This window comes from Caulobacter flavus, from assembly GCF_003722335.1.
In the GTDB taxonomy this organism is placed as follows: Bacteria; Pseudomonadota; Alphaproteobacteria; order Caulobacterales; family Caulobacteraceae; genus Caulobacter; species Caulobacter flavus.
On record NZ_CP026100.1, the window covers coordinates 5,465,491 to 5,491,536 of the forward strand.

The window sequence follows — 26,046 nt, forward strand, 5'->3', positions numbered from 1 at the left end:
CGCCGGGACCGCCCTGCCCTCGACCTTCGCGCATCGCAACGGCCCGGGCCCAAGGACCTCCGATTCGACTGCCGGTCTTCGTCGGACGCTCCCCCGCCCAGGCTTTCCATCTCACGACTTCGGCCGGCCGCTTCGAGAGACGCCGCTGGCCCGGGCGGTCCGCCGCCCACGACTTGGAGGAATACTATGAAGGTCAACACCAAGGTCCGGCGCGACAACGGACTGATGCGCACCACGGGCATGGCGGCCATCCTGCTGATGGTCGGCGGCGGCGCGGCTCTCGCCCAAACCGCTCCTGCTCCCGCTCCGGCTCCGGCCGCCAGCGTCGAGAACGCCGTCGAGGAAGTCGTCGTCGTCGGCACCCGCGCCAGCCTGCAGTCGGCCATGAGCCGCAAGAAGCGCGCCGGCACGGTCTCGGACTCGATCGTCGCCGAAGACATCGGCCAGTTCCCGGACAAGAACGTCGGCGAAGCCCTGGGCCGCGTCACCGGCGTGCAGCTGGCCCGCGACTTTGGTGAAGGCAACGCGGTGTCGATCCGCGGCGTCGAGCCCGACCTGAACCGCGTCGAGATCAACGGCGTCAGCGCCCTGTCGACCGCCGGCAACCTGTCGGTCTACGGCGGCGGCGGCCGCTCGAACGACTTCCGCGAACTGCCGTCGGAAATGGTCAAGTCGATCGACGTCTTCAAAGGCTTCACGCCGGACATGACCGAAGGCGGCGTCGGCGGCACCGTGTCGGTGACCACCCGCAAGCCGCTGGACTTCAAGAAGCCGACGATGTCGTTCACGGCCTCGCAGCAGAAGCTCGACACCCTGCCCGGCTGGAAGCCGCGCGGCAGCATCTTCGGCGCCACCCAGCTGTTCGACGGCCGCCTGGGCCTGATGGGCAACGTCACCTACGACCGCGTCCTGACCCGCGGCGACTATTACGACGACCACTCGTGGGGCCTGCTCGGCGACTTCGACAATTCGGCCGAGAAGACCGTCGAGTACTACAACCCCACCTACGGCAAGGCGGTCAGCGACTACATCGCCGGCTTCGACACCGAGGCCAGCTGCGCCACCATCACCACGCCGAACTCGGCCCTGCTGTCGACCGCCCAGGCCCGCACCGCCTGCGAAAGCCAGTGGTACGACTACAGCCCGCGCGTGCCGCGCTACCGCGTCTGGACCCGTGACGACACCCGCACCTCGGGCGAGTTCACGGCTCAGTACCGCTTCACCGACAACCTGAACGCCTTCGTCACCTTCCAGCAGAACAAGCGCGAGCAGGTCCTCAACGACATCAACTACGGCACGGGCCTGACCTCGCTCGACGCCCTGAACTACGGCCCGGGCTGCGCCCGCGTCACCGCGGCCACCGCCCAGAACGTCCCGGGCGTGAAGGTCGACGCCAACCACAACGTCACCGAGTTCGTCATCGGCGACTGCCTGGGCACGGCCAACCGCGGCGGCAACAACGCCTTCAGCATCTCGTCGCGCGACTTCAAGTACACCTCGGAGTCGAAGTACACGACGTTCGGCTTCAACTACGACGGCGAGCGCCTGAAGGTCGACTTCGTCGGCTCGCACGGCGAAACCGAGACCCTCAGCCAGACCAACAACGCCTCGGTGTCGTTCAACACGCCCGGCCTGAAGGTCACGCTGGACCCGAACGGCTCGGCCCCGATCTTCACCTTCGCCCAGGGCTACAGCCCCTCGGACGCGGCGGCGGTCAACCAGTACCAGATCCAGTACCGCCCCTCGCAGTCGGCCAGCGAGGAAGACCAGTACAAGATCGACTTCACCTACCGCACCGACCTGCCGTTCCTGAAGAGCGTCAAGTTCGGCGGCCGCTATTCCGACGCCAGCACCTACGGCTACGGCTACGGCGGCTACATCGTGAACACGGGCGCCAACCCGACCAGCGCGCTGGACGACATCGTCATCTACGCCAACTCGGTCAACTCGACCGCCACGGTGGTCAACGGCCAGGCCGCCGACCAGACCAACCCGCTGCTCGGCAACGCCTACCAGACCAGCTACTGGAACTCGACCGAGACCTGGTCGCGCGCCTTCTCGAACCAGGTGTTCGCGGCGGCCATGACCCAGCTGCCGTCGAACTTCTACTACGGCGGCAACGGCCTGCCCGACAGCTGGAAGTACCCGTCGTTCGCCGGCATCTCGCAGTACCTCGACACGTCGCACTTCAACCTGGACAACCTGTACAAGGGCGTCGGCAACGACGGTAAGACGTACGACCAGATCCCGTACCGCGTCGGCGAGAAGACCGCCGCCCAGTACATCCGTCTGGACTACGGCTTCGACCTGGCCGGCCGCGAGATCCTCGGCAACTTCGGCGTCCGTCGCGTCACCACCGAAACGACGGCCACCGGCCAGCTGACCCGCAACGAGACCCGCCTGGTCAACAACGTCGCCACCACCACCACGGTGTCGAACGTCCAGACCTCGATGACCAAGAAGTACACGGTCTATCTGCCGAGCTTCAACATCCAGACCTGGCTGATCGACAACCGCCTGAGCGCGCGCGCCGGCTTCGCCCAGCTGATGGCCCGTCCGCTGGTCAACTACCTGATGCCCAGCGTCACCTGCACCATCAACTACACCAACGACGGCACGGCCGAGGACGGTCCGGACAGCTGCACCGCCGGCAACCCCGGCCTGAAGCCGTACCGCGCCAACCAGTACGACCTGTCGTTCGAATGGTACCCGGACAGCGACACCCAGCTGTCGGCCGGCTTCTTCTACAAGGACATCCGGTCGTTCTACCTGTCGCAGCGCACCAACCTGGGCCAGCAGGACATCTTCGGCGACGGCACGCTGTACTACTACAACACCTACATCAACGGCGACGGCGCCAAGATCCGCGGCGTCGAGCTGACCGCCAAGACCGCCTTCACCTGGCTGCCCGGCCTGCTGTCGGGCCTGGGCGTGGACGTCAACTACACCTACCAGGAAGCCAAGGACGTCGGCGTCTACAGCTCGCTGGACGGTTCGGAACTGCCGTATCCGGGCCTGTCCAAGCACAGCTACAACGCCACGCTGTGGTACGAGAAGGGTCCGATCAACGCCCGCCTCGCCTACAACTACCGCTCGTCCTACCTGGTCACGGCCGCCGACACCTCGGCCAACCCGATCTTCAAGGATCCGACCGGCTACCTGGACGGCAAGATCACCTGGAAGCCGGGTCCGGAAGGCCTCGCCCTCTTCGTCGAAGGCAAGAACCTGACGAAGGAAGACGAGTCGACCTGGGCCGGCGACATCCGCCTGATCAACACCGGCTACGCCGGCCGCCGCTTCTTCATGGGCGCCACCTACAAGTTCTAAGGCGTCGCGCGAAAAGCGCCTGACAAGGAAAGGGCCGTCCCGGGCAACCGGGGCGGCCTTTTTCGTTTGGCGCCCATTTCTCTCTCTCTTCCTGTCTCGCGCTGAAGCCGACGGATCTGATGTCGGCTATGGGTGGTTAGGGGACCTGTGCGCCGCGTCGCCTTGTTTCGCCCGAGGGGCGGAATTAAAGCTCGTATGTGATGAGCAGCAAGAGCCACTCCGACCTGCGCCCAGCGTTTGACGCAGCGTTTATTTTTCCGTTCGCCAGATACGCTTGGAAGAGCGAACGCGCACGATCGTGTTGGATCGATTTGGAGGGGTGGCAGGACAACTTAGCGGGGCCGGTCTCGCACATCATCGAACATGGCGGCTGTGCTTACGTTTATGGCCGCAACGACGCCTATTTTACGGGAGTGGATGATCCCTCGACCCTCCGCACCCGTCTTCAAGGCTGGCACGATGAGATGGTGATTGGCCTAAAGCGATTTGCGCCCGCATCAGAGGCTGAAGCGAACGATCTCGTGTCCATGCGACAGTTTGCAGATGAGATGTGGGCCGTAGCTGAACAGGCGCTGCAGCTGGAGGAAGCTCGTTGGGACAGGTCCGCTTAGGGTCAGCAGCCGAACTCGACGTCTCCGCCCGTTTCGGACAGTCGGATCGCCGTCGCCAGCAAGCGTCAGCCTCGGTCGACACCCGCCCTCGTGGCGCCCCCCCTGGGTCCGCCCGCCCGTGAAGCCCCGGCGGCGTGCTCGGCGCGCCGCTCCATCCGCTCTTGCGCCTGATGGAGGATTTCTCGCCACGAGGGCGGGAATGACGGCGAGATCGCCAGGCGCGCCTAGCCCTTCTTGCCCTTCTTCGCCAGGTTCAGTTCCACCCCGGCCCGGAACAGCGCCTTCAGCGCCGCCGCGTCGATCGCCGCGCCTTGCGGGATGTCGATCGCCCGGCGCGTATTGCCCTCCAGGCTGGCGTTGAACAGGCCCGCGGGATCGGGCAGCGACGCGCCCTTGGCGAAGGTCAGCTTGACGTAGGCCTTGTAGGTCTCGCCGGTGCAGACGATGCCGGCGTGCGACCACACCGGCGTGCCGCGCCACTTCACCTCCTCGAGCACCTGCGGATCGGTCTCGTGGATCAGCGCCCGCACCCTGGCCAGGGTCTCGCCCCGCCAGTCGCCCAGCGCGGCGATCTTCTCGTCGATCAGCTTGCGAGCCTCGTCCCCGCTTACGGCCTCGCCGGCGGCTCCCGTCTTCATGGCGTCACTCCCTCACATCTTCTCGCCGGGCAGGGCCGCGGCCTGTCGCACCCAGTCGGCGAACTGGTCCTCGTCCCAGCCCCCCTTGGGCGAGCCGTCTTCATGGATATCGAGATAGCGCACGTGCGCCTGCTTGGAAGCTCCGGGCGGGAGCGGCTGCAGGGCCGCGCCCTTGAAGAAGGCCACCTTCACGTACTTCGTCATGCAATGGAGGCTGAGAAACCAGCCCTCGCCGTCCGGCGCACCGTAGAACGGCGAGTTCCACTTCACCGCCTTGCGCACGCCCGGGACCTCGCGGGCGACCACGGCGTCGATCCGCCGGCCGATCGCCTGCTTCCAGCCGGGCATGGCGGCGATGTAGGCTTGGACGGGTTCGTCGCCGTACCCCTTCGGGATCTGCGGATTGCCGCCCGAGAGCAGCTTCGGCCGGTCCTCGCCCTCGCTCCCCGTCTTCCCGGCCATGGCTCAGCCCTTCCGCATCCGCCGCGCATAGGGCAGCGCGAACAGATAGAGCCCCGAGACCAGCAGCAGAATCAACGGGATCAGGGCCAGCAGGCCCATCCACGCGGGCGGCTGCCCCTTCGTGCTCATCACCGCGATATAGGTCAGCACGCCCAGGGTGAAGGCGATGGAGAGCCAGCGATGGCTCTGGCGGATGAAGCCGCTCATGGTGTCCTCCCTTTGTTTTCTTGGCTGCGTGGTCCTCGCCCCTAAGCTTCCTTCGCCAGCAGGTCGTCCAGCTTGTCGAAGAAGCTCTTCCAGCCGGCGTGGGCGCCGCCGTAGGCCTGCGTCTGGTCGGGGCGGAAGCCGGCCTGCTCCATGCGCAGGCGCGTGCCGTCGGCGGTGGGCGTGAGGGTGAAGGTCACCACGCTCTCCAGCGCATAGGCCGGGTCCTCGTGGGCGAAGTCCCAGCGATAGGCCAGCGCGCGACCCGGCTCGAGGGTCAGGACCTCGCAGTCCAGCGTCCCGCCCCACTCGCCCTTCAGCTGGAAGCGATGGCCGACCTTGGGGGCGAAGTCGTTCTTCATCAGCCATTCCTCGATCAGGTGCGGCTGGGTCAGGGCCCGCCACAGCTTTTCCGGGGGATGCGGGAATTCCCGCTCGACGACGGCGGTGCGGGTCTCGGTCATTGGTCCATCCTGTTCAGAAGGTCCTCGAGGGCGTCGAACCGTCCCTCCCAGAACCGCGCCATGTCCTTGGTCCAGTCCGCCAGCGGCCCCAGGGCCGCCGTGCGCGGGCTGTAGTGGGTCTGCCGGCCCTCGTGCCGGTCGGCGACCAGTCCGGCCGCCTTCAGCGCCGCCAGGTGCTTGGACACCGCCGGCTGCGACACCCCCGCCGTCGCCGTCAGCGCCCCCACCGTCTGCTCGCCCTCGCGGCACAGCCGCTCGAACAGGGCCCGACGGGTCGGGTCGGCCAGGGCGCGGAACAGGAGGTCGGCCTGGGTTTCCATGGCGGAGATTGATAACTCGTGAGCTATGAGTTATTTCATAACTTTAGAGTTATGGGTTCGTCAATGGGGAAATGGATGACAGCCGCACCTCCCCCCTCCGGCTCGTTCCTCCAGACGCTCCCCCTGAAGGGGAGCTGTCGGCGAAGCCGACTGAGGGGGAAGAGACTGCTGGTGTCGGGGTGTTCTGACCTCATCAGGGACTTCCCCCTCCGGCCCTTCGGGCCACCTCCCCCTTCAGGGGAGGGTCTTTGGCCACGGCTTTTCAGCCTCGCGCTTTCGCTGCGATGGTGAGTGGAGAGGGCGCGGGGCGTCCGGGCCTCGCCCGGATGTGTTTGTTTCAATTACCGTTTCGACGAAGCTTAGACGCCCCGCGCGATCGTTATTCCTCAGGCCGGGGCGCGCAGGCCTCTTCCGCCTTGTGCCCCTTCCCCACGCAGAGCTCCCCGTTTCATGACGGCCAGGAGTGCGTGCTAGGCGCGGACCCTTGGGCGGGCGGGAGCCTATTTAGGCAAGCTCCCGATGGATGGGTTTACGTCCCCCATCCTCATTTAAGCCTTCAGGCCCGGCTCTCGCCGCTCCCTCAGCCCCGCTCGATCGCATCCGCGTCGCCGCTTCGGGCCGGATCCTTGCGCCCTCTCCCTGCGACGGGATGCAGTGATTATGCGGGCGGTCTGGATCCGTCTGATCCAGCAGCGTGAGAAAGTTGCAAGAAGTTGAGATCGTTCAGGTCTTTTCGCTGAACGCAGAGGATGGACGGGGCTGGATCCTCGTCCGCCTTCTTCTCCCTTCCCCCTCGATGGGGGAAGGGCCGGGGTTGGGGTGGCTGCGGCGGTCGGTCCTGATGCGGCGTGGAGGCGGAACGGCCGCGTCACCCCCATCCCAACCCTTCCCCCATCGAGGGGGAAGGGCTTTTTCGGCCGGCATCTCGGAAGCTGAAACCGCCCCCCCTCCGTCGCCTTTGGCGACACCTCCCCCAGAGGGGGAGGATCTTAAGGCTACGCCCCGACGAGCTCGCGGCCGATCAGGTAGCGGCGGATTTCGTTGGTGCCCGCGCCGATGTCGTAGAGCTTGGCGTCGCGCAGCAGGCGCTCGACCGGCCACTCCTTGGTGTAGCCGGCGCCGCCGAGGGCCTGGATGGCTTCCAGCGACACCTTCACGGCGTTCTCGCTGGCCATCAGGATCGCGCCGGCGGCGTCGAAGCGGGTGGTCTTGCCGGCGTCGCAGGCGCGGGCGACGGCGTAGACGTAGGCGCGGGCCGAGTTCAGGGCCACGTACATGTCGGCGACCTTGCCCTGCATCAGCTGGAACGAGCCGATCGCCTGGCCGAACTGCTTGCGGTCGCGCACATAGGGCAGCACGTAGTCGAGGCAGGCCTGCATGATGCCAAGCGGGCCAGCGCTGAGCACGGCGCGCTCGTAGTCGAGGCCGCTCATCAGCACCCCGACGCCGCCGCCCACCGGGCCCATGACGTTTTCCTCGGGGATCTCGCAGTCCTCGAACACCAGCTCGGCGGTGTCGCTGCCGCGCATTCCCATCTTGTCCAGCTTCCTGGAGACGCTGAACCCCTTCATGCCCTTCTCGACCAGGAAGGCGGTGATCCCCCGGCTGCCCTCGCCGGTCTTGGCGTAGACCACCAGCACGTCGGCGTGCGGGGCGTTGGTGATCCAGAACTTGGTCCCGTTCAGCACGTAGCGGTCGCCGACCTGCTCGGCGCGCAGCTTCATCGAGACGACGTCGGAACCGGCGCCGGCCTCGCTCATCGCCAGGGAGCCCACATGCTCGCCGCTGATCAGCTTGGGCAGATAGCGCTGCTTCTGCTCGGGCGTGGCCCAGCGGCGGATCTGGTTGACGCAGAGATTGGAGTGCGCGCCGTAGGACAGGCCTACCGAGGCCGAGGCCCGGGAGATTTCCTCCATCGCCACCACGTGCTCGAGATAGCCCAGGCCAAGCCCGCCGAACTCCTCCTCGACCGTGATGCCATGCAGGCCAAGGTCGCCCATCGGAACCCACAGCTCGCGCGGGAAGGCGTTGGTCTCGTCGATCTTCGCCGCCAGGGGCGCGATCTTGTCGGCGGCGAAGCGGGCCGTGGTTTCACGAATCGCGTCGGCCGTCTCGCCGAGCGCGAAGTCCATCGAGGGTGCGGTTTGCAGCGTCATGCCGCAAGGCATAGCACAAACGCCCGCCGATCAACGAGACCGGCGGGCGTTCATGCTCTTTTCTTCATCTATCCGGGGCGCCGCCGGCCTTTCAGGCACGGCGTTCGGCGATCATTCCTCGTCGATGTCGGGCCCGCCCAGCTTGCGCAGCAGCAGATAGGCCGAGACCGCGAAGCAGATCACGCCGATGACGCTGGCGCCCCAGCCGAACATGCGCACGGCGGTCAGGCCGGGATCGGAGGCCACCGACAGGTTCCACAGCACGCCGCCGCCGAACAGGGCCAGGCCCAGCAGGCCCAGGCTGACCAGCAGGCTGCCGCCGCCGAAGGCCGGCTGCTCGGGCGGGTTCAGCGGCACGTCCAGGGTCTGGATGTCGACCTCGGCGCCGCTGGTCGAGAAGCCGCCCAGATTGAACGGCGAACGCGTCGGCTCGCGGGCGGTCTCGAACAGGGTCGGCTCGACCGGAGTCTGCACCTGAACCTGGGGCGCGGCCGGCGGATCGGGCACGAACAGCGGGGCCTGGGCCGGAACCGGCTCCTCGGGCGTCAGGCGGAAGGGCTCCAGGGTCGGCGGGGCCTCGACCGGCGCGTGCAGCACCGACGCGGGCTCGGCGGCGGCCACGGGGGCCGCCGGCGGCTCGGGCATGGCCAGGTCGGGCGTGGGCGCGGGCTTGGAAGCCGGGCGGACCGGCTCGTCGGCCAGTATGGCTTCCAGGCGGGCGCTGACGGCCGCGGCGGCCTGCTGGCTGGCGCTGGGGCCGTCCTCTTCCGGCACGGCCGGCGTCAGGGGCGCGGCGCCCTCCTCGCGCTCGGCGATCGCCTTGTCGCCCTCCAGGCGGGCCGAGACGGCGGCCGGGGTCTGTTTCGGAACGGCGCAGCTGGCGTCGTAGTCGACCTTGGGGCGCAGCACCGGGCTGGGCGCGGGCACCCACTGGCCGTCCGGCGGGGTCAGGAACAGGGTCTTCTCGGCGGCGCGGCGGCGCACCAGGGCGTCGATGACGATCCGCTCGCCCTCGAAGTCGGCCTTGCGCCACATCTCCATGGCGCAGGCGGCCTGCAGCAGCGAGCCCTCGTTGATCCGGCGCAGCACGCCCGAGCGCATGAAGTTCTCGGTCCCGATGTTGAACGCAAAGCACGTCAGGGCGTCGAACTGGTTCTGGTTCAGCGGGGCGTAGGTATGCTCGTTCACCGCGTGGGCCACGGTGATCAGATCGTAGAGCAGCAGGGCCTCGGCGTCCTGTTCCGAGACGGTCGCGCCGCCCCGGGCGGTCAGGGTGTGCCCGTAGCCGATCGTCCAGCGGCCGTCGGGCAGCTGGGCGGCTTTCTGCCGATAGCCCTCGAACCTCTTGATGAGATCGACGGCGGCGCGGGAGACCTGATGACGCGGCTTCATCGCGAGAAACGACCCAATTTGAAACAGGGGCGGATGCCCTCGCCTCGTCCCGCGCAAGACTGGCGCCGCTCGGTGTCGTTTCTCCCCGGGCCGGGGAAAATAATCGCCAGGTCTAGTTGAACAGCAGCGCCGCGATCAGCAGCACCGAGAAGAAGCCCGCGAAGTCGGTCAGGAAGGTCACGAAGATCGACGACGACACCGCCGGGTCGCGGCCCATCTTCTCCAGGGCCAGCGGCGCCAGGATGCCGCCGACGGCGGCGGTGAAGATGTTGACCACCAGCGCCAGGGCGACGGTCAGTGACAGCTTGGGATTGTCGTAGAACACATAGACCGCCGCCCCCATGACAATCGCCAGGGTGAGGCCGTTCATGACGCCGACCAGCAGTTCGCGCATGACGATGCGGGTGGCGTTGGCCGCGGTCAGCTCCTTGCTCGACAGGGCGCGCACCGCCACGGCCAGCGTCTGGGTGCCGGCGTTGCCGCCCAGCGACGAGACGATCGGCATCAGCACCGCCAGGGCCACCAGCTTGGAAATCTCGGCCTGGAACAGCGCGATGCCCGAAACCGAGATGGTCGCGGTCAGGAGGTTCAGCAGCAGCCACGGCAGCCGTGAGCGCACGATCTCGACGACGCTGGCGTCGCGGCCGACGTCCGACACGTTGGCCAGGGCGAGAATGTCTTCCTGGGCTTCCTCGCGGATGACGCCGACGATGTCGTCGACGGTGATCTGGCCCACCAGCCGCCCGCCGGCCTCGACGACCGGGGCGCTGATCAGGTGGTACTTGTCGAAGATGTAGGCCACCTCCTCCTGGTCCATGTCGACGGTGATCTCGGTCACCGGCTCCATGATCTCGGCCAGGGGGGTCTCCAGCTTGCTGGTCAGCAGCAGGCTGATCGGCAGGGCGCCGACGGGCGTGTAGGACGGGTCGACCACGTAGACGTCGAAGAACAGCTCTGGCAGGCTGTCGCCCGACTGGCGCACATGCTCGATCGTGTGGCCCACGGTCCAGAACTGCGGCGCGGCCAGGAACTCGCGCTGCATCAGGCGGCCGGCGGTCTCGTCCTCGTAGGACAGGGTGGTCTCGATGGCCGCCCGGTCGGTCTCGCCCATGGCCGCCAGCACCTGGAAGCGCTTGGTGTCGTCCAGGTCGTCGATGACGTCGGCGGCGTCGTCGGTGTCCAGCTCCTCCAGCGCGCGGGCCAGGGTGACCGACGGGGTCGCCTCCAGCACCTCCTCACGGATGTTGTCCTCGAGTTCGGAGATGATCTCGCCCAGGGCGTGGGGCGCCAGGACGGGGATGACCTCCTCGCGGTAGGCGGCCGACAGGAAGCCCATCAGGTCGGCGACGTCGGCGGGATCCAGCGCCCCGACCAGTTCGGACAGGCGCGCGGTGTCGCCGCGATCGGCCGCGTCGACCACCATTTCCACGTAGTCGGGCTTGAGGGCGTAGTCGTCGCCGAGCGCCAGGTCCTCGAGATCCTCGACGACCTCGGGCTCGGGAATGGACAGGGCGTGGCGCGCGTCTTCGCTCAGGTCGGTTGTTTCCCGGGTCATGGGGACCTCCTGAACTTCAGGCGAGGCTCAAATGGCTGCGCGCGCGTGATCCGAATGATTGAAAGCCGAAGCTTGGCGGGCGGTTGCTCCCAAACCTTGGCCGAAAAATGGTTAGAGCGCGGAAGGCGATTCGGAAACCGAAGCCTGCCGCGCTCTACGCAAGTTCACCTGGTGCGGTCGAGAAGACTCGAACTTCCACGGGTTGCCCCACAGCGACCTCAACGCTGCGCGTCTACCAATTCCGCCACGACCGCTCGTGGTGAGGCGCGGCAGGTAGCAAACTGAATCGGCTTTGGGAAGAGGAGAGTTGCGACTTGCACGCCATTGCCACGCCAAGGCCGGGTTTATCTGGGGATAGCCTTGCGCTTGCGGAGCTTTTCCGGCTCGCCCTCGCCGATCTTCAGGATCAGGCCGCCGCGTACGAACCGCCCGGTGACAGGGTAGCTGTGGGGCGCGGGGCGCCCGTCCTGGTCGACGCTGCGCATGACGTAGGTGAACGAGAGGCGGTCGGCCTCGATCCTGGCCGGCAGGACTTCAGGATCGCTGCACACGCCCATGCAGTTCTCGAACACGACCGAGGGCTGGGCGCCGGTCCGCACCGTGACCCGCGCGCCCACATAGTCGTCGGCTTCGGCGATGTAGCGGACATTGTCGTAATGACCCGCATGACCCGCGCGATCCGGGGCCGCATGGGCCGTCCCGGCGACGAGCATCAGGGCGCAGGCAAGCGCGGAGGTCTGGAAACGCATGAGGCGCAGCTTGGCGTCGAAGCCGCGCCGGAGCAACGCCGCTCAGGCGCCGCCGGCCATGTAGTCGTAGACGTCGGCCGGGCCGGTCACCTGGATGGCGATGCGATCGTCGTTGATCTGGATCTCGCCCCGGGCGATCGGGTGATTGTTGGCCAGGATCCAGACCTCGTCGTTGGTCTTGGCGTCCAGCGGGATCACCGCGCCGCGGCCCATGCGCAGCAGTTGCTGCATCGGCAGGATCGAGCGGCCGAGCAGAACGGAGATCTCGACATTGACGGCGTTGACCTGGCTCACGAACTAAGGCCCCTGGAACTGAAATTGCCGATCGCGGAGAAACCCGCGCCCCGGCCCATGCAAGACTAAGGCCGCATGCTTGATCGCCCGTTAAACCTTGAAGACAAAGGCCTTCCCGATTTGTCGCGCCCGGACGGGGCGCCGGCGGGGTGGGCGGTTTCGACCGGCTACGTGCCCTACCCGGCAGCCGTTGCCGCCATGGAGGCCCGCGCGGCGGCCATCGCCGACGGCGCGGCGGGCGAACTGATCTGGTTGCTGGAGCACCCGCCGCTCTACACCGCGGGCGTCTCGGCCAAGACCGCCGACCTGCTCGATCCGGAGCGCTTTCCGGTGTTCGAGAGCGCGCGGGGCGGCCAGTTCACCTATCACGGCCCCGGCCAGCGGGTGGCCTACGTGATGCTGGACCTGACCCGGCGCGGGCGCGACGTGCGGGCTTTCGTCGCGGCCCTGGAGGCCTGGATCATCGACGCGCTGGCGGCCTTCAACGTCACCGGCGAGATGCGCGACGGACGCGTGGGCGTCTGGGTCGAGCGCAAGGGTCCCGGCTGGTCGCGCGAGGACAAGATCGCCGCCATCGGCGTCAAGCTGCGCCGCTGGGTCAGCTTCCACGGGATCAGCCTTAACGTGGAGCCGGACCTGTCGCACTTCTCCGGCATCGTGCCCTGCGGCCAGGTTGAGCACGGCGTCACCAGCCTAGTGGACCTGGGCCTGCCGGTGACGCTGGACGAGGCCGACGAGGCCCTGAAGGCCAGTTTCCGCAAGGTGTTCGGGGCGGTCGAGGACGCTGCCCCGCCGGTTTAGAGGCGTTGCGTCCTTCGAGGCTCGCCTACGGCTCGCACCTCAGGATGAGGACACTATTGCACCGATATCCTCATCCTGAGGCGCCCGCGCAGCGGGCCTCGAAGGACGCAAGACGTTTTCAGATCGCCGGAGCCTTCAAGGGCGGTTGGCCGTAGCGGTTGGCCCCCTGCTCGCCGCCCATCACGCCCAGCTCGACGATCGCCCAGACGATCACCAGGGCGAACACGAAGTCGAGGAAGTGCTGCGGGGTCGGCCAGACGGCCACCAGGGCCACCAGCACCAGCGCCGCCCACCAGCCCGAGCGGCCGCGGTCGTGCAGGCGCTTCGAAAGCACGCAGGCGCCGCTGTAGAATAGGGCCGAATAGACCAGCCAGCCGGTCAGCAGCCGCAGCACGTCGCCGGCGATGGCCTCGTACAGCACCGCCACGCCGATCAGCACGGCCGAGGCGATCAGGAACGGCGCGCGCGCCAGCCTGCCCGTTGAGGACAGGAACAGCTCCGCCCAATCGATCCGACCGTTCATCCAAGGCTCCGCGACTCTTCTCGCCGGAACCTAGGCGCAGGCGAGCGTCAGCGGAAGTCGCCGCCGAGCCACACCCTCAGGCGAAAACCTCGCCGGTCCAGGCCAGCGACGTCACGCGAAGGCTTCGGACACGTCGTTGTCGCCGGGGCCCTTCAGGCCCTTGGGCGATGCGCCGAACCGGTTGCGGCCCTTGGTGCCGTCCAGGCAGCCGTAGTCGACGAACCAGTAGATCAGCAGAGCCACGTAGATCAGCCAGACGAGGGCCAGCGCGCCCAGGGCGCCCGCGTCGGCGTCGACGCCCGCCGCCGTCACCGGGGCCGCCAGGGCGATCATCAGGAAGCCCAGGGCGGCCATGATCACCGTCAGCGCGATCGAATAGGCCGTCGAGCGGTTGCGATCGTGGCCGCGCTTCACGGCGAAAGCCAGCGCGGGCCAGAAGAACAGCAGATCGAGCACGATGCGCACGTTGTTTCCGCGCGGATCGGTCATGGCCAATCCCATGGCGCCCGAGATCACCAGGGCCAGCACGAACTTGATCACGCCGACGCCGATGCTCATCAGCCAGAATTCCGAGCGCCGCATTCGGCCCTCGAACCCGAACAGTCCTTCGATCAGAAAATGCGTGCGCTTCTTGGCCATGGCCAAGCTTAGATCACGCGGCGCGGCGTTTCACAAACCCAAGGTTGCTCGCCGCGCCGCCGATACCGGGCCTTGCTCAGGCGAAGACCTTGGCCAGGTCTTCCTCGTCGCTGCCGCCGATGCCCTTCGGCGAAGCGCCGAAACGGTTGCGGCCCTGGGTGCCGTCCAGGAAGCCCAGCTCGACGAAGCCCCAGAGCCAGCCGACGATCGGCACCAGCAGGAAGAACGCGACCCAGCCGCCGCCCTTGTCGCGGTCGTGGCAGCGCTTGAGCATCAGGCAGATGGTGATCCACAGGTTCAGAAGGCTGAACACCACCGAGATTCCGCCGCTGACGAGATTTTCGCCGCTCTCCAGGGCGTTGAGGTCCCAGCCGTTGAGCGCCAGGGTCTGCAGGGTGTCGACGAGGCCGATGCAGATGTTGGTCCCGATGCTCAGCAGCCAATAGTCGAGCCGCCGGATCCGTCCCGAAAAGCCGAACAGCTTGTGTTTCAAGTCCACGGAATCATCCCCCGATTGATTTAGCCGCAGACCTAAACACAAGCGTCATTCGAACTCCACGAGCACCTGGTCGGCGGCGACGGGGTCGCCGGGCTTGGCGTTGACGGTTTTGACGACGGCGTCGCGCTCGGCGCGCAGGATGTTCTGCATCTTCATGGCCTCGAGCACGCAGACCACCTCGCCTTCGCGGACCTGCTGGCCGACGGCGACGTCCATCGAGACCACCAGGCCCGGCATCGGCGAGAGCACCAGCTTGGAGGTGTCGGCCGGGGCCTTGGCCGGCAGCTTGTCGTGCAGCTCGGCGCTGCGGGCGGTCAGCACCAGGACCCGGGCCCTGGCGGCGCGGTGGCGGATCGTGAAGCCCTCGGGCGCGGGAGCGACCTCGGCGGTGAAGGCCGTTCCGTCCAGCACGCCCCGGAAGGTGGGCAGGCCCGGCCGCCAGGCGATGTCGGAGAGGTGCAGCGTGCGGCCCTCGTCGAGCAGCTCGATCGTCAGGGCCTGGCCGTCGCCAGAGAGGCGCACCCGGCGCTTGTCGTGGCCGATCACCACGGTCCAGTCGGCGCGGAGGCTTCCCAGGCGCTGGCCCTGCACTCGCTGCCCCTGCACTCGCTGCATGGCGCAGCCGACGGCGGTCAGCAGGTCGGCCTGGAAGGCGGTGGGCTGGGTTCCGGAAAAGCCGTCGGGGAACTCGTCCTTGATGTAGCTGGTGGCCAGCTGGCCGGAGGCGAAGCGCGCCTGGTCCATCACCGCGGCCAGGAACGGCACGTTGTGGCCCGGCCCCTCGATGTGGAAGTCCTCCAGCGCCCGGGCCATGCCGCCCACCGCCTCGCCCCGGGTCGGGGCCCAGGTGCAGAGCTTGGAGATCATCGGGTCGTAGTACATCGAGATCTCGTCGCCCTCGCGCACGCCGGCGTCGTTGCGCACGACGTAGCCGTCCTTCTGGCCCTCGGCGGGCGGGGCGTAGCGCACCAGCCGGCCGATGCTGGGCAGGAACTTGCGATAGGGGTCCTCGGCGTAGATCCGGCTCTCCACCGCCCAGCCGTTGATGGCCAGATCGTCCTGCCTGAACGCCAGCGGCTCGCCCGCCGCCGAGCGGATCATCTGCTCGACCAGATCAAGGCCGGTGATCAGCTCGGTGACCGGATGCTCGACCTGCAGGCGGGTGTTCATCTCCAGGAAGTAGAAGCTCTTGTCCTGGCCGGCGACGAACTCCACCGTGCCGGCTGAGTCATAGTTCACCGCCTTGGCCAGGGCCACGGCCTGGGCCCCCATGGCCGCGCGGGTCTCTTCGTCCAGCAGCGGGCTGGGCGCCTCCTCGATGACCTTCTGGTTGCGCCGCTGGATCGAGCATTCGCGCTCGAACAGGTGGACGACGTGGCCGTGCCTGTCGCCCAGCACCTGGATCTCGATGTGGCGCGGGCTCTCGATGAACTTCTCGATGAAGATCCGGTCGTCGCCGAACGCGCCGGCCGCCTCGGCCCGCACGGCCGGGAAGCCTTCCTCGACGTCCTTGGCGTTCCAGGCCACGCGGATGCCCTTGCCGCCGCCGCCGGCGCTGGCCTTGATCATCACCGGATAGCCGATGGTCTGCGACACCTTCAGCGCCTCGGCGACGTCGGCGATCTCGCCGATATGGCCGGGCACGCAGGAGACGCCCGCCGCGGCGGCGAACTTCTTGCTCTCGATCTTGTCGCCCATGGCGCTGATCGCGCCGGGGTTGGGGCCGATGAAGACGATGCCTTCGTCGGCGCACCTCTGGGCGAACTCGGCCTTCTCGGACAGGAAGCCGAAGCCCGGATGCACCGCCTGGGCGCCCGTCTGCTTGCAGGCGGCGATGATCCTGTCGGCGACCAGATAGCTCTGGGCGGCCGGCGAGGCCCCGATGTGCACCGCCTCGTCGGCCATCTCCACCGCCAGGCTGTCGGCGTCGGCGTCCGAATAGACCACCACCGTGGCGATCCCCAACCGACGGCACGTCTTGATCACCCGCACCGCGATCTCGCCCCGGTTGGCGATCAGGATCTTGTCGAACATCGGCGGCCCTCGGACGGTTGGTCTTGTCTTTCTAGATCCTCCCCCTCTGGGGGAGGTGGCCCGGAGGGCCGGAGGGGGGAGGCGCGGCGCTGGCCCCTTAGTCGCTTCGCGCCAGCTCCCCCAGAGGGGGGAGCATCTCGCTCGGCGCACCCACCCCGCAAGGCGTATCAGGCCAAGGCCGGTTTGCAACGCGGGCCGCTCGCGCTAAAAGCGTCGCAGGAACCATGACACCGGTTTCCAATAAGAACGACTAGGGAGTGACGCGTGGTGAAGCAGGCGCTTTTTCTGGCCTCGGCCTTTTCGGTTCTCACGGCCGCCGGCGCGGCCTCGGCGGCGGAACCCGCTCTCCTCTTCCACGTCTCCGGCGACCAGGGCCTGAAGGCCGACTACGCGGCCGGCGACGCGATCCCCAACTTCGCCGACAAGGTGGCGGCAGTCCCGACCGGCAAGGCCGGCCCGGCCCTCTCGGCGCAGGACGACGGGATCCTGGCCTGGAACGCGCCGGGCAACATCCAGGCCCAGCGGGGGACCCTCTCGTTCTTCTGGCGCTCGGGCTACCCGGTGGGCGTCGCGCCGTTCGTGATCTTCCGCGTCGGATACGCCGACCACACCAGCTGGGACATGGCGTTCCTGCGCATCGACTGGAACGGCCACGGCTTCGACGCCTTCGTCACCGACAACGGCCTGGCCCGCACCCGCGTCTCGTTCAAGCTGGACAAGCCGCCGGCCGCCGACGCCTGGACGCACCTGGCCTTCACCTGGGACGAGCAGACGGGCGTGCAGCTGTTCGTCGACGGCAAGGCCGTGGCCAGGAAGGAGGCCAAGCGGGTCTATGACGCGGGCCTGGACCAGTTCGGCATCGCCGGCCGGGTGATCGCGCCGCACCAGGTGCAGAGCCGCTACAACTTCCTGCGCGGCGGCGACCTGGACGAGATCCGCGTCTACGACCGTGCGCTGAACGCTGGCGGCGTCGCCGCCCTGGCCCGCAACGAAGCGCCGGCGCAGGCCGCCCCGGTCCCGACGCTGGACGATCCCGCGACGCGCGCGGCCTGGCGTCTGCGCCACGGCTGGACCGGCGAGGCCCCGCCCCTGCTGGCCGATCCGGCCACCCGCATCCGCAAGGTCGAGTTCACCGACGCCAAGGACATCAAGGAATGGATGTGGCGGGCCAACGACGGCATCCCCGAGACCACCTGGCCCGGCGTCTACAACCGCTCGCGCCTGGAAGGCCGCGACGACTATTTCCCCCTGCCGGACTGGAACACCTATGTGGAGGGCGGCAAGGCCCTGACCCTGGCTTTGCCCGACGAGCCGATCAGCCGCCTGGAGATCCAGGGGACCGCCTATGGCGACCTGACCTGGGCCGCGAAAGCCGGGGAGAAAGCCGTCAAGGTCGGCGTGCGCCCCAAGGGCCTCTACCGCTCGGTGACCACCCTGGCCCAGCCGCTGAAAGGCGGCGTGCTGACCTTCACCAACACCGACCAGGAAACCCCGATCCAGGAGATCTGGGCCTATGACGTCAGCGCCGGCAAGGAGCCGGAGGGCGTCTTCAAGATGAACTACACGGTCCGCGCCGACGTGGCGCCGGACTATCTGAATCTGGCCGACCTCAACGCCTACGTCGCCGGGCGCTTCCCGGCCGGCGAGCGGGCCACGGTGGTGGCCATTCCCGACGCGGCCCCGCAGCGCAAGCGCCCGGCAGCCGACCTCACGGCCAAAGGCCTGCCGATCGTCCACGTGATGATCCCGTCGGGCTTCGGCGACGCGCCCGCCGCCCAGCCGCTGGCCCGCAACTGGGCCTATGGCTGGGAGAACGCCCGCGACGGCCTGGACGGGATCGCGCTGGACATCCCCGCCCTGCCCGGCGCGGCGGGAACCACGATCCCGCTGAACATCCAGGTCAAGGACCCGATCTGGCCGGGTCGCAACATGATCGACGTGTCGGTGTCGGTGAAGGCCGGACAGGCCCGCACCCTGTGGCTGGACCTGCGCGACCGGATCCTCACGGCCGACAGCCTGTACCTGACCATCGCCGCCGACAGCGCCGAGTTCGGGCCCAAGGCCCTGGACGGCGCCAAGGTGCGGCTGGTGTTCAAGGCCCGCGAGGAGGCCAGGGCCGAGCACGTGGCCGACCGCTTCAACCAGGTGAAGGACAACTGGGCCTTCCTGGTGGAGGAGCACACCACCTCCAAGCGCCAGGGCCTCTATCGCCGCCTCTACGCCGACATCACCGACCTGCTGCGCGTGGATCCCGACCACAAGGAAGGCCGCGAGTACTGGGGCGACATCACCTATGGCAGCCAGGGCTGGCCGGCCTTCGAGCAGCCCGAAGCGCCGGCGGGCGTGCCGCTGTGGGCCTTCCGCCAGACCGAAGACCTCAAGCGGGTGGCCAAGTTCATCAACTGGTGGATCGACGAGCGCCAGGTTCCCTACGGCGACTTCGGCGGCGGCCTGTCGGACGACAGCGACCTTCTGCAGCAGTGGCCGGGCGTGGCCCTGATGGGCGTCGATCCCGACAAGATCCGCGCCTCGCTGAACCTGCTGACCGACGCGGTCTACCGCAACGGCATGTTCACCAATGGCCTGTCGACCATCGCCACCGACGAGCTGCACGCCTACGAGGAGGGCATCAACTCCAACAGCGAGGCGATGTATCTCGACTACGGCGACCCGCTGGCCGTCGAGCGGCTGTTCACGACGGTGAAGGCCCTGCCGGGGATCATCGACAGGAACCCGGCCGGCCACGTCCACTTCAACACCAACTGGTACAGCGGTTCGATCTCGTACCGCGAAGGCCCCTGGGAGTGGCAGAAGCCCTACTCCTTCGGCGTGGTGCATCCGGCGATCCTGATCGGCGACTACAACGGCGACCAGACCGCGCGCGACATCGTGCTGGGCCTGGCCGACGGCTACCTGGCCCACGCCAAGGCCGACGGCTCCTATCCCAACGAGATCAACTGGCGCACCGACGCCGAGCGGGGCGGCACGGTGCTGCAGGGCTCGGGCGCCAGCGGGCCGTTCCAGATCTTCTGGCAGGCCTGGCGCTGGACCGGCGACGCCAGGTACCTGGCCCCGATCCAGTGGCGGATGGGCAAGAACGGCATCAAGTCGCTGAACGACCTCAACGACAACGCCCTGTCGCTGCTGGGTCTCGGCGAGGCCAACAAGGACGCCATCGTCAAGTCGGCCGCCAAGGGCGGGGCCATGGAGCGCTTCGCCGCCTGGAGCCTGACCGGCGACAAGACCTGGCTCGAAAAGGCCTATGCCGACGAGATCCAGTGGGCCGACCAGCACATGTACATGCACACCGAGGGCCACTGGTGGTCGGACCGGGTGGAGATCCCGTCGGACGTGCTGCAGCGCTCGCGCCTGGGCGGCATCGCCAACAAGCGCGGCCAGATGAACCCCGGCCACATCGTCAGCTGGCGCTTCGAGGACGGGGCCCAAAATCCGGTCAAGGGCGAGGACGTGGCGATCCTGGTCAAGGACGGCGGGGCCAAGGGCTTCAAGGTCGTGGCCTACAACCTGTCGGACAAGCCGGTGACGGCGACCATGACCGGCTGGAACGTCGCGCCGGGCCAGTGGACGCTCACGCAAGGGATCGATGCTTCGGGCGACGACGCCATCGACGGCGCGGGCGAGACGCGGCAGGTCGCGTTCGAGCGCACCAGGGCCGTCACCGTCGTGCTGCCGCCGGGCCGGACCAGCATCGTCGACATGGCCCTGGCGACGCCGGGCGACGATCCCTCGCGACGCGCCGACCTCGGCATCGGCCGCGGCGACGTGACGGTGAAGGGCTCGACGATCGCCGCGCGGATACACAGCCTGGGCGCCCAGGACGCCAGGGCCGCGAAGCTGGAACTGGTCGACGCCTCGGGCAAGGTGCTGGCCAGCGCGCCCGTGCCGGCCCTGGCCGCGCCGAAGGACCTGCTGCCCAAGGTCCACACCGCCCGCCTGAAGATCCCGGCCGGCGCCAAGCCGTCGGAACTGCGCCTGCGCATCGTCAGCGACCAGCCGCAGATCACCGCCCTCAACGACGAGGTGAAGCTGCCATGATCCGCACCCTCATGATCGCCGCTGGCCTGCTGGCCCTGAGCTCGAGCGCCCTTCCCTCGAGCGCCATGGCGGCCGAGCCCTACGGCCGCAACGTCACGCTGAAGGAGGCCAAGGCCGTGGCGGCGGCCGCCGAGGCGGAGGCGACCAAGGCCGGCGTCGCGGTGACCATCACCGTGGTCGAGCCCAACGGCGCGCCCGTGCTCGTCTGGAAGATGGACGGGGCCTCGTACTCGGCCCCCGAGGTCTCGCGCCGCAAGGCCGAGACCGCCACGGCCTATCGCCGCCCGACCAAGGCTTTCCAGGACGCGGTCAAGGGCGGCAACCTCAACGCCATCTCGAACGGCGCCCTGGCCATCGAGGGCGGCGAGCTCCTGATGGTCGACGGCAGGATCGTCGGGGCGGTGGGCGTGGCCGGCGCCACGCCCGAGCAGGACGGCGTCCTGGCCCGGGCGGGCGCTGCGGCGGTGAAGTGACAGCGTGAGTTCCTCGCCCTTCGACAGGCTCAGGGTGAGGAACTCAGATCAACCGTCGCATCCATCACCCTCATCCTGAGCTTGTCGAAGGACGAGGGTGACGCACGGCCTCAGCCCTCGCCGAACTCCCGGGCGAACATCGCCACGTAGCCATTGAGGCGCTCGGAGGCTTCCGGGGCGACCAGGCGGGTGACCTCGGCGGAGAAGGTGACCGGGGCCGAGCCGGCGGCGGTGACGATCCTGCCGTCGACCACCGCGCGGGGGCTTTCGACATAGCCTTCGGCGCCGGCGTAGCCGGGGGCCTGCTCGGCCAGCCAGTCCTTGCCGTTGGAGGTGTGGGCCTTGCCCGCCAGCAGGCCGGCCTTGGCCAGGGCGATGGTCGCCCCGCAGATGCCGGCGACGATCTTGCCGTCGGCGTGGGCCTGGCGCAGCAGGCCGAACACCGCGTCGTTCTCGTAGCCCTGCCAGGCTTCGGACCCGATCAGCAGGTAGACGTCGGCGTCGGACAGCACGGGGTCGTCGAACCGGTAGTCGGCGGCGGCCAGGACGCCGCCGATCGAGGTTTCCGGATCGCCGGTGGGCGTGGCGATCTCGATCTGCACGCCGAAATATTCACGCAAGCTGGCCAGCACGGGACCAGCTTCCCAGTCGGCCCAGCCGGGCTGGAGAAAGGCGACGGCGATCGTCATCAGCGCAGCTTCACGGCGGTGCCGGCGGCGGTGACCATCAGCATGCCGTTGTCGGCGCCGAGGGCCTCGTAGTCGAGATCCACGCCCACCACGGCGTCGGCGCCCTGGCGGCGGGCCTCGTCGATCATTTCCTGCAGGGCGATGTCGCGCGCCTCGCGCAGGGCCTTCTCGTAGCCGCCGGCGCGGCCGCCGATGATGTTGGTGATGCCGGCGAACAGGTCGCGGAAGATGTGCGCGCCGATGATCGCCTCGCCCGAGACGACGCCCAGAGTAGCCACGGTCTCGCGCTCGGCGACATACGGAGTGGTCGAGGTGATCATGCGCTTCCCGTCCCTTATGCGGCCAGCCCTACCGGCGAGCCATGCGAGCCCCTAGATTGGCACGCATGACCCAAGCCGCCACCCTCTCTTCCACAGGTTTCGACCTGACCCCGCCCACCGAGCCCGAACGCGAGCGCCTGGAGGCCGACCTCACCGCCGAGGAGGCGCGCGTCCTGCTGCATCACGGCACCGAGGCCCCGTTCTGCGGCGGCCTGCTGGGCGAGAAGAGCCCCGGCGTCTACGGCTGCCGGCTGTGCGGCCTGCCGCTGTTCGAGCACGAGACCAAGTTCGAGAGCGGCACCGGCTGGCCCAGCTTCTACGCCCCGTTCGACGAGGGCCACGTCAGGGCCATTCGCGACACCTCCTACGGCATGGTCCGCATCGAGACCCGCTGCGCCCGCTGCGACAGCCACCAGGGCCACGTCTTCCCCGACGGACCGGCGCCGACGCGCCTGCGCTACTGCATCAACTCGGTGTCGCTGCGGTTCGTGAAGGCGGGCGATCCCCTGCCCGACCCGCTGCACCGCGGCGACCGCCTGCCCTGACGCACGGCAAAGCTTTCCTTCGGGGAAATTCGACCCTCGGTGGAAAAAATGGATTGCCGGGCACAACCATAAAGAGCACATTCGATCTGAGGCCGCAGGTGCGGCGACTCGCTCGGACGGCGCTCCCTAGGCGACGGCCCGAACCGCCCGCGCACAACCTCCGGCAGGGTTGCGGCGATCCATGGCGGACGCGTCGGGAGGAGGCCCCTTCCCCCCAACCTTCTCCCGACGCGAACCTGTTCTTCTAGGAAGACGCCGCCGGTCCGTAGGCGACGTAGCCGCGCTCGACCATTCGCCTCAGCGCCTCGTAGGCGGCCGACAGTTCGTCGTAGGCCAGACGCAGGGCCGCCAGCTTCTCGACCTCGGCCGCGTCCGGCGCCCGGCCCGACTGTCCGATGGCCAGGGCCACGGCGGCCCATTTGGCCCGCGCCTGGGCGGTCGTCACGGCAAGCTTCTGGAAGTGGCCCGCGTCGAGCCGTCCCAGGGTCTGCGCCATGATTTCCCGATTGGAGAGAAAGGCGGTGTAGTCGATCTGCTCCAGATGGCCGCGCAGGCGGCGCTGTTCCTGAGGATCGATGTCTTGCGGCTCGAAATGGTCGCTGAAGCGACGCGTGCTGGACGTGACGGTAGACGACATGACGGCCTCCCTGACCGCATCGTTCTGACCCGGGAGTCTGCGCCTTGGCCCTTAAGCGGCGGTTATCAATGAAACGTCGCCGCATTAAGAAAATCCGGCGGCGCACCAGCCCCCCAGCGGCGCGCCGGCGTCGTCGCGGAACAGCGGAAAGTCTACGGCGAAATCCGTCTGGCCGGCGGCGGCCACGACGGTCTCGGTCAGGCGGTCATTGAGCGCGAGCGTTCCCATGCCCCGCAGGATCGGAGGCGCGGGAGCGCGCGCAACGCTACTTAAGCGAAGAACTCCTTTCTGAACCGGTCCTCGCTAATTTGTCGCCCCCAGGCGGCATGCAGGTGCGGCTTCTGCGCATCGGATAGAGCGGCACGAAGACGCTCTATGTTTTCTCGAATGCGATGCTCCTCGCTCGGCTTTTCAATCAAGCTCGCCAATTGAGTACCGAGACGGCTCAACAATAAAACCGGACAGGACAGCTTGATATCGGCCGACAACTCCAGCACCCAACCATTATCCTGGAAGCAAATTGGGGCATCAGGTTCAATTCGGTAACTTTTATCCGAGACCGTCAGACCCACTTCATCGAGTGCAGAGAAGCGCATGCCTGGCCTTCCGAGCCAGGAACCCGACAATGTTTCCTTTACAAAAACATTGAAAAGCTCGGCGATATCGGTTTCCACTTCGGCCAAAAATCGGAGTGTCGCGCGAGAGAAATTCCCGGGGCTGCGGATTTCGCCCGCCAGTATCCGCCCCCACATGGCTTGCACTTCATCCTTGGTCGCTCGCTCGGCATAGGAAGAAAACAGGTCGAGCCAGTCTTCGTCGACCGGGGCGTCACCCTTAGGCGGGTCAGCAAGGATCTCCTCGGCCGCCTTGGCCGCAATAGCCTCGCGATTGCGCTGCCGCTTGACCTCTTTGCGAAGCAGACTTTCCGCTGCCCTCTCTACGAGCGCCGGGTCCTCGTTCAACTGCTTCGCCACGGCAGTGGCGCGAGCCTGTGATACAGCCGTGCGGGCGGCCCGCTTGTCCTTGATTCCCTGCGCAGCGTCCTCGAACGGTGCCAAAGCGAAATCTAGGCCAACGCCGATCACTCGCTGAATGGCATCTTTCGCGACCGCCATACCACCGATGGTGGCCGCATATCCGCCTACGATCTGAGCCAGCGCGGTCACGTCAGTCATCGAATCACCCGTTCGCTATCGGGGAACGAAGATACCCTAGCTCTACCTTTCCGGCAGCGCCTCGACTTGCGGCCACCACCAGGTCTGGTCGAACTCGCGCCGGATGCCGGCGTCATACCGACAGGCCCGCTCTCCCAATCGTGTTCGCCGTCGCGTTGCGACCGGAGCGCTCACGCCCCACGTGAGCTTCCTCAACAAAGGAGACCCTATGAAAGACCCCATCCTTCTCTCCGACCTGGTCGACAAATCGGAATACTTCCTGGCCCGGGAGGCCATCGCGATCGTGCACCCGCTCGAAGGCGGCATCGGCGTTCAGATCTGGGACGACACCGGCTTGAACCACGGTGTGGCCGGCAAGTTCGACGACGAGGTCGTCTCGATCGACGATGGCAACTTCATCGCGGCCAACGGACAGTTCACTCTGGGCGGGCAGGCCTACAGCGGCTTCCTAATGATCAATCCCGCCTCCATCGTCCGCTTCGCTCACAAGCCCGAGAACCGCACCCACCTGCGCCTTCGCGGCGGCTACTCGGTGGACGTCAGCCGCCTTGAGCTCATCTACGGCTGACCCGGCAGCGCTTAATCCCTGACCTAGTGAAATACACCGGGCCGGCGAGGGCATGAGCTTCGCCGGCTCGACCTGACAGGACTTGCCGCCGGTCAGAAAGCTTGCTCCAGTCAACCTGCGCGTGAGCAAGGGGGGACGATCATGGCGCGAAGACCAAAATCCGGTCCGGCGGTCAACACGATAGCGTTCGGACCAAGAGCCAAGATCGCCAGCGGCATCGCCGGCGCTTTCATTACCGGCGCGCTTTGGTTCGTCTCCACCGGAGCCGATGTCGGTTCGATGTTCTCAGGTAGCAAGGCCGAAACAACTAGCGCCCCTCCGCCAACGCTGCCGCCATTGGCCTTCGAAGCCTCGGCGTGCACTGAGAAGAACAGGTCCGAATTACTTGACCTGGTCCGCAAAGGCCTGGCCACGCCCGAACAGGTGGCTGAACTTGCCCGCTCGATAGGTTGCCAGTACCCTACAAACGGAAAAGCCGTCATCGGCTTCACGAGCGATGAGGAAACTCAACTCACCGGCTACGTCCGCGCCTTCGCCACTTCGCCCTCGGCGGATTTACGGGATGCGTTCGCCGACGCCGTGGAGCGCGACTTTGACAGCACCTCCATCGACGTGCTGGCGCTAGCCGAGAACCGGGCTATGGGCACGACCATACTGACGGAAGAGATCCAAGTCCTTCTGTTTGTGAGGGAACCTGCTAGCCGCGGCGAGATAGTCTCCGCCCCAAGAGCGACGAGCGCCAACCGCTAAGGCGCGGATCATTCTCCGCCCCGGCAGCGCATCCCTCTCCCGCCACCACTGATCTTGGCCGCCACGCCGCTCCTCGCCATCGGCGGTGGCCAGCAGGTCGGCCATCGTGCAATCCTTCAGGTCCTACAGCCGGCCCATGAACTTGTGCTGGAACCACCAGCGGCT

Annotated in this window: 26 protein-coding genes, 1 tRNA gene and 1 pseudogene; 8 read left to right on the forward strand and 20 right to left on the reverse strand. The window is 67.6% G+C overall.

The window, feature by feature from the left end; translation table 11 throughout:
• Positions 1-186 precede the first annotated feature (186 nt).
• On the forward strand, positions 187-3,327 hold the full coding sequence (locus C1707_RS24945) for a TonB-dependent receptor (RefSeq protein ID WP_240633820.1): 3,141 nt from the start codon (positions 187-189) through the stop codon (positions 3,325-3,327).
• 200 nt (positions 3,328-3,527) lie between these two features.
• Positions 3,528-3,938 (forward strand): hypothetical protein, encoded by a 411-nt coding sequence (locus C1707_RS26385; RefSeq protein WP_145998388.1) that lies wholly within the window; start codon positions 3,528-3,530, stop codon positions 3,936-3,938.
• 224 nt (positions 3,939-4,162) lie between these two features.
• On the opposite strand, the gene C1707_RS24950 is transcribed toward C1707_RS26385, so the two are convergent.
• The 11 genes and pseudogenes from C1707_RS24950 to C1707_RS25000 all read right to left on the reverse strand — a co-directional run bounded on the left by C1707_RS24950 (position 4,163) and on the right by C1707_RS25000 (position 12,197).
• Positions 4,163-4,576, reverse strand: a complete 414-nt coding sequence (locus C1707_RS24950) for a DUF1801 domain-containing protein (protein ID WP_101713414.1) — start codon at positions 4,574-4,576, stop codon at positions 4,163-4,165.
• 12 nt (positions 4,577-4,588) lie between these two features.
• The gene (locus C1707_RS24955; protein ID WP_101713415.1) at positions 4,589-5,038 is read right to left on the reverse strand and encodes a DUF1801 domain-containing protein; all 450 of its coding nucleotides are present in this window, start codon (positions 5,036-5,038) and stop codon (positions 4,589-4,591) included.
• Between the two features lie 3 nt (positions 5,039-5,041).
• Entirely contained in the window at positions 5,042-5,245 is a 204-nt protein-coding gene (locus C1707_RS24960) for a hypothetical protein (protein ID WP_101713416.1), read from the reverse strand.
• A gap of 41 nt (positions 5,246-5,286) precedes the next feature.
• Positions 5,287-5,706 carry an SRPBCC family protein gene (locus C1707_RS24965; RefSeq protein ID WP_101713417.1) on the reverse strand — a complete coding sequence of 140 codons (420 nt, stop codon included), beginning with the start codon at positions 5,704-5,706 and terminating at the stop codon, positions 5,287-5,289.
• Complete coding sequence (locus tag C1707_RS24970) at positions 5,703-6,026, reverse strand: ArsR/SmtB family transcription factor (protein WP_101713418.1); 324 nt, start codon at positions 6,024-6,026, stop codon at positions 5,703-5,705. The genes C1707_RS24965 and C1707_RS24970 overlap by 4 nt, the downstream gene beginning before the upstream one ends.
• A gap of 995 nt (positions 6,027-7,021) precedes the next feature.
• Positions 7,022-8,182, reverse strand: coding sequence for an isovaleryl-CoA dehydrogenase (locus C1707_RS24975; protein WP_101713419.1), 1,161 nt, complete (start codon positions 8,180-8,182; stop codon positions 7,022-7,024).
• Positions 8,183-8,293: 111 nt separating this feature from the next.
• Positions 8,294-9,574, reverse strand: coding sequence for a lysozyme-family localization factor SpmX (spmX, locus tag C1707_RS24980; protein ID WP_101713420.1), 1,281 nt, complete (start codon positions 9,572-9,574; stop codon positions 8,294-8,296).
• Positions 9,575-9,686: 112 nt separating this feature from the next.
• Positions 9,687-11,129 (reverse strand): magnesium transporter, encoded by a 1,443-nt coding sequence (gene mgtE / locus C1707_RS24985; protein ID WP_101713421.1) that lies wholly within the window; start codon positions 11,127-11,129, stop codon positions 9,687-9,689.
• Positions 11,130-11,298: 169 nt separating this feature from the next.
• Positions 11,299-11,383 (reverse strand) — tRNA-Leu (locus tag C1707_RS24990).
• Positions 11,384-11,473: 90 nt separating this feature from the next.
• Positions 11,474-11,878: a hypothetical protein gene (locus C1707_RS24995; protein WP_145998389.1), complete on the reverse strand. Its 405-nt coding sequence runs from the start codon at positions 11,876-11,878 to the stop codon at positions 11,474-11,476.
• Between the two features lie 42 nt (positions 11,879-11,920).
• Positions 11,921-12,197 (reverse strand): annotated as a pseudogene (locus tag C1707_RS25000) (FliM/FliN family flagellar motor switch protein).
• Positions 12,198-12,247: 50 nt separating this feature from the next.
• Here C1707_RS25000 and lipB point away from each other — a divergent pair.
• Positions 12,248-12,973, forward strand: coding sequence for a lipoyl(octanoyl) transferase LipB (lipB, locus tag C1707_RS25005; protein WP_101713423.1), 726 nt, complete (start codon positions 12,248-12,250; stop codon positions 12,971-12,973).
• Positions 12,974-13,091: 118 nt separating this feature from the next.
• On the opposite strand, the gene C1707_RS25010 is transcribed toward lipB, so the two are convergent.
• The 4 genes from C1707_RS25010 to C1707_RS25025 form a co-directional block, all read right to left on the reverse strand.
• Positions 13,092-13,496: a DUF805 domain-containing protein gene (locus tag C1707_RS25010; RefSeq protein ID WP_101713424.1), complete on the reverse strand. Its 405-nt coding sequence runs from the start codon at positions 13,494-13,496 to the stop codon at positions 13,092-13,094.
• A 111-nt stretch (positions 13,497-13,607) separates the two neighbouring features.
• The gene (locus C1707_RS25015) at positions 13,608-14,135 is read right to left on the reverse strand and encodes a DUF805 domain-containing protein (protein WP_101713425.1); all 528 of its coding nucleotides are present in this window, start codon (positions 14,133-14,135) and stop codon (positions 13,608-13,610) included.
• A 76-nt stretch (positions 14,136-14,211) separates the two neighbouring features.
• Entirely contained in the window at positions 14,212-14,634 is a 423-nt protein-coding gene (locus tag C1707_RS25020) for a DUF805 domain-containing protein (protein WP_101713426.1), read from the reverse strand.
• Positions 14,635-14,679: 45 nt separating this feature from the next.
• A complete protein-coding gene (locus tag C1707_RS25025) occupies positions 14,680-16,668 on the reverse strand; it encodes an acetyl-CoA carboxylase biotin carboxylase subunit (protein WP_101713427.1) in 1,989 nt (662 codons plus the stop codon).
• A 264-nt stretch (positions 16,669-16,932) separates the two neighbouring features.
• Between C1707_RS25025 and C1707_RS25030 the strand changes: the two genes are divergently transcribed.
• Together C1707_RS25030 and C1707_RS25035 are read left to right on the forward strand one after the other, a co-directional pair.
• Complete coding sequence (locus tag C1707_RS25030) at positions 16,933-20,724, forward strand: LamG-like jellyroll fold domain-containing protein (protein ID WP_101713428.1); 3,792 nt, start codon at positions 16,933-16,935, stop codon at positions 20,722-20,724.
• Positions 20,721-21,197, forward strand: a complete 477-nt coding sequence (locus C1707_RS25035) for a GlcG/HbpS family heme-binding protein (RefSeq protein ID WP_101713429.1) — start codon at positions 20,721-20,723, stop codon at positions 21,195-21,197. Before C1707_RS25030 ends, C1707_RS25035 begins: the two co-directional genes overlap by 4 nt.
• Before the next feature lie 110 nt (positions 21,198-21,307).
• Here the strand turns inward: C1707_RS25035 and C1707_RS25040 are convergent, their stop codons facing one another.
• Both C1707_RS25040 and C1707_RS25045 read right to left on the reverse strand, forming a co-directional pair.
• Positions 21,308-21,886 (reverse strand): type 1 glutamine amidotransferase family protein, encoded by a 579-nt coding sequence (locus C1707_RS25040; RefSeq protein WP_101713430.1) that lies wholly within the window; start codon positions 21,884-21,886, stop codon positions 21,308-21,310.
• Entirely contained in the window at positions 21,886-22,206 is a 321-nt protein-coding gene (locus tag C1707_RS25045; protein WP_058349561.1) for a heavy metal-binding domain-containing protein, read from the reverse strand. The genes C1707_RS25040 and C1707_RS25045 overlap by 1 nt, the downstream gene beginning before the upstream one ends.
• A gap of 65 nt (positions 22,207-22,271) precedes the next feature.
• Between C1707_RS25045 and msrB the strand changes: the two genes are divergently transcribed.
• A complete protein-coding gene (msrB, locus tag C1707_RS25050; RefSeq protein ID WP_101713431.1) occupies positions 22,272-22,751 on the forward strand; it encodes a peptide-methionine (R)-S-oxide reductase MsrB in 480 nt (159 codons plus the stop codon).
• A gap of 244 nt (positions 22,752-22,995) precedes the next feature.
• On the opposite strand, the gene C1707_RS25055 is transcribed toward msrB, so the two are convergent.
• From C1707_RS25055 to C1707_RS25060, 3 genes are all read right to left on the reverse strand, one after another.
• Positions 22,996-23,388, reverse strand: a complete 393-nt coding sequence (locus tag C1707_RS25055) for a hypothetical protein (protein ID WP_101713432.1) — start codon at positions 23,386-23,388, stop codon at positions 22,996-22,998.
• A gap of 84 nt (positions 23,389-23,472) precedes the next feature.
• On the reverse strand, positions 23,473-23,616 hold the full coding sequence (locus C1707_RS26390) for a hypothetical protein (protein WP_164467459.1): 144 nt from the start codon (positions 23,614-23,616) through the stop codon (positions 23,473-23,475).
• 41 nt (positions 23,617-23,657) lie between these two features.
• Positions 23,658-24,563, reverse strand: a complete 906-nt coding sequence (locus C1707_RS25060) for a DUF2806 domain-containing protein (RefSeq protein WP_101713433.1) — start codon at positions 24,561-24,563, stop codon at positions 23,658-23,660.
• A 208-nt stretch (positions 24,564-24,771) separates the two neighbouring features.
• Here C1707_RS25060 and C1707_RS25065 point away from each other — a divergent pair, with 208 nt between their 5' ends.
• Both C1707_RS25065 and C1707_RS25070 read left to right on the forward strand, forming a co-directional pair.
• Positions 24,772-25,131, forward strand: a complete 360-nt coding sequence (locus C1707_RS25065; protein ID WP_101713434.1) for a hypothetical protein — start codon at positions 24,772-24,774, stop codon at positions 25,129-25,131.
• Positions 25,132-25,272: 141 nt separating this feature from the next.
• Positions 25,273-25,881: a hypothetical protein gene (locus C1707_RS25070; protein ID WP_145998391.1), complete on the forward strand. Its 609-nt coding sequence runs from the start codon at positions 25,273-25,275 to the stop codon at positions 25,879-25,881.
• Positions 25,882-26,046: the final 165 nt, after the last annotated feature.

Excerpts from the sequence above, each read along its gene's own strand:
- C1707_RS24945 (WP_240633820.1), top strand. The coding sequence starts at position 187 with ATGAAGGTCAACACCAAGGTCCGGCGCGACAACGGACTGATGCGCACC.
- C1707_RS26385 (WP_145998388.1), top strand. The coding sequence starts at position 3,528 with ATGAGCAGCAAGAGCCACTCCGACCTGCGCCCAGCGTTTGACGCAGCG.
- C1707_RS24950 (WP_101713414.1), bottom strand. The coding sequence starts at position 4,576 with ATGAAGACGGGAGCCGCCGGCGAGGCCGTAAGCGGGGACGAGGCTCGC.
- C1707_RS24955 (WP_101713415.1), bottom strand. The coding sequence starts at position 5,038 with ATGGCCGGGAAGACGGGGAGCGAGGGCGAGGACCGGCCGAAGCTGCTC.
- C1707_RS24960 (WP_101713416.1), bottom strand. The coding sequence starts at position 5,245 with ATGAGCGGCTTCATCCGCCAGAGCCATCGCTGGCTCTCCATCGCCTTC.
- C1707_RS24965 (WP_101713417.1), bottom strand. The coding sequence starts at position 5,706 with ATGACCGAGACCCGCACCGCCGTCGTCGAGCGGGAATTCCCGCATCCC.
- C1707_RS24970 (WP_101713418.1), bottom strand. The coding sequence starts at position 6,026 with ATGGAAACCCAGGCCGACCTCCTGTTCCGCGCCCTGGCCGACCCGACC.
- C1707_RS24975 (WP_101713419.1), bottom strand. The coding sequence starts at position 8,182 with ATGACGCTGCAAACCGCACCCTCGATGGACTTCGCGCTCGGCGAGACG.
- spmX (WP_101713420.1), bottom strand. The coding sequence starts at position 9,574 with ATGAAGCCGCGTCATCAGGTCTCCCGCGCCGCCGTCGATCTCATCAAG.
- mgtE (WP_101713421.1), bottom strand. The coding sequence starts at position 11,129 with ATGACCCGGGAAACAACCGACCTGAGCGAAGACGCGCGCCACGCCCTG.
- C1707_RS24995 (WP_145998389.1), bottom strand. The coding sequence starts at position 11,878 with ATGCGTTTCCAGACCTCCGCGCTTGCCTGCGCCCTGATGCTCGTCGCC.
- lipB (WP_101713423.1), top strand. The coding sequence starts at position 12,248 with ATGCTTGATCGCCCGTTAAACCTTGAAGACAAAGGCCTTCCCGATTTG.
- C1707_RS25010 (WP_101713424.1), bottom strand. The coding sequence starts at position 13,496 with ATGAACGGTCGGATCGATTGGGCGGAGCTGTTCCTGTCCTCAACGGGC.
- C1707_RS25015 (WP_101713425.1), bottom strand. The coding sequence starts at position 14,135 with ATGGCCAAGAAGCGCACGCATTTTCTGATCGAAGGACTGTTCGGGTTC.
- C1707_RS25025 (WP_101713427.1), bottom strand. The coding sequence starts at position 16,668 with ATGTTCGACAAGATCCTGATCGCCAACCGGGGCGAGATCGCGGTGCGG.
- C1707_RS25035 (WP_101713429.1), top strand. The coding sequence starts at position 20,721 with ATGATCCGCACCCTCATGATCGCCGCTGGCCTGCTGGCCCTGAGCTCG.
- C1707_RS25040 (WP_101713430.1), bottom strand. The coding sequence starts at position 21,886 with ATGACGATCGCCGTCGCCTTTCTCCAGCCCGGCTGGGCCGACTGGGAA.
- C1707_RS25045 (WP_058349561.1), bottom strand. The coding sequence starts at position 22,206 with ATGATCACCTCGACCACTCCGTATGTCGCCGAGCGCGAGACCGTGGCT.
- msrB (WP_101713431.1), top strand. The coding sequence starts at position 22,272 with ATGACCCAAGCCGCCACCCTCTCTTCCACAGGTTTCGACCTGACCCCG.
- C1707_RS25055 (WP_101713432.1), bottom strand. The coding sequence starts at position 23,388 with ATGTCGTCTACCGTCACGTCCAGCACGCGTCGCTTCAGCGACCATTTC.
- C1707_RS26390 (WP_164467459.1), bottom strand. The coding sequence starts at position 23,616 with ATGGGAACGCTCGCGCTCAATGACCGCCTGACCGAGACCGTCGTGGCC.
- C1707_RS25060 (WP_101713433.1), bottom strand. The coding sequence starts at position 24,563 with ATGACTGACGTGACCGCGCTGGCTCAGATCGTAGGCGGATATGCGGCC.
- C1707_RS25065 (WP_101713434.1), top strand. The coding sequence starts at position 24,772 with ATGAAAGACCCCATCCTTCTCTCCGACCTGGTCGACAAATCGGAATAC.
- C1707_RS25070 (WP_145998391.1), top strand. The coding sequence starts at position 25,273 with ATGGCGCGAAGACCAAAATCCGGTCCGGCGGTCAACACGATAGCGTTC.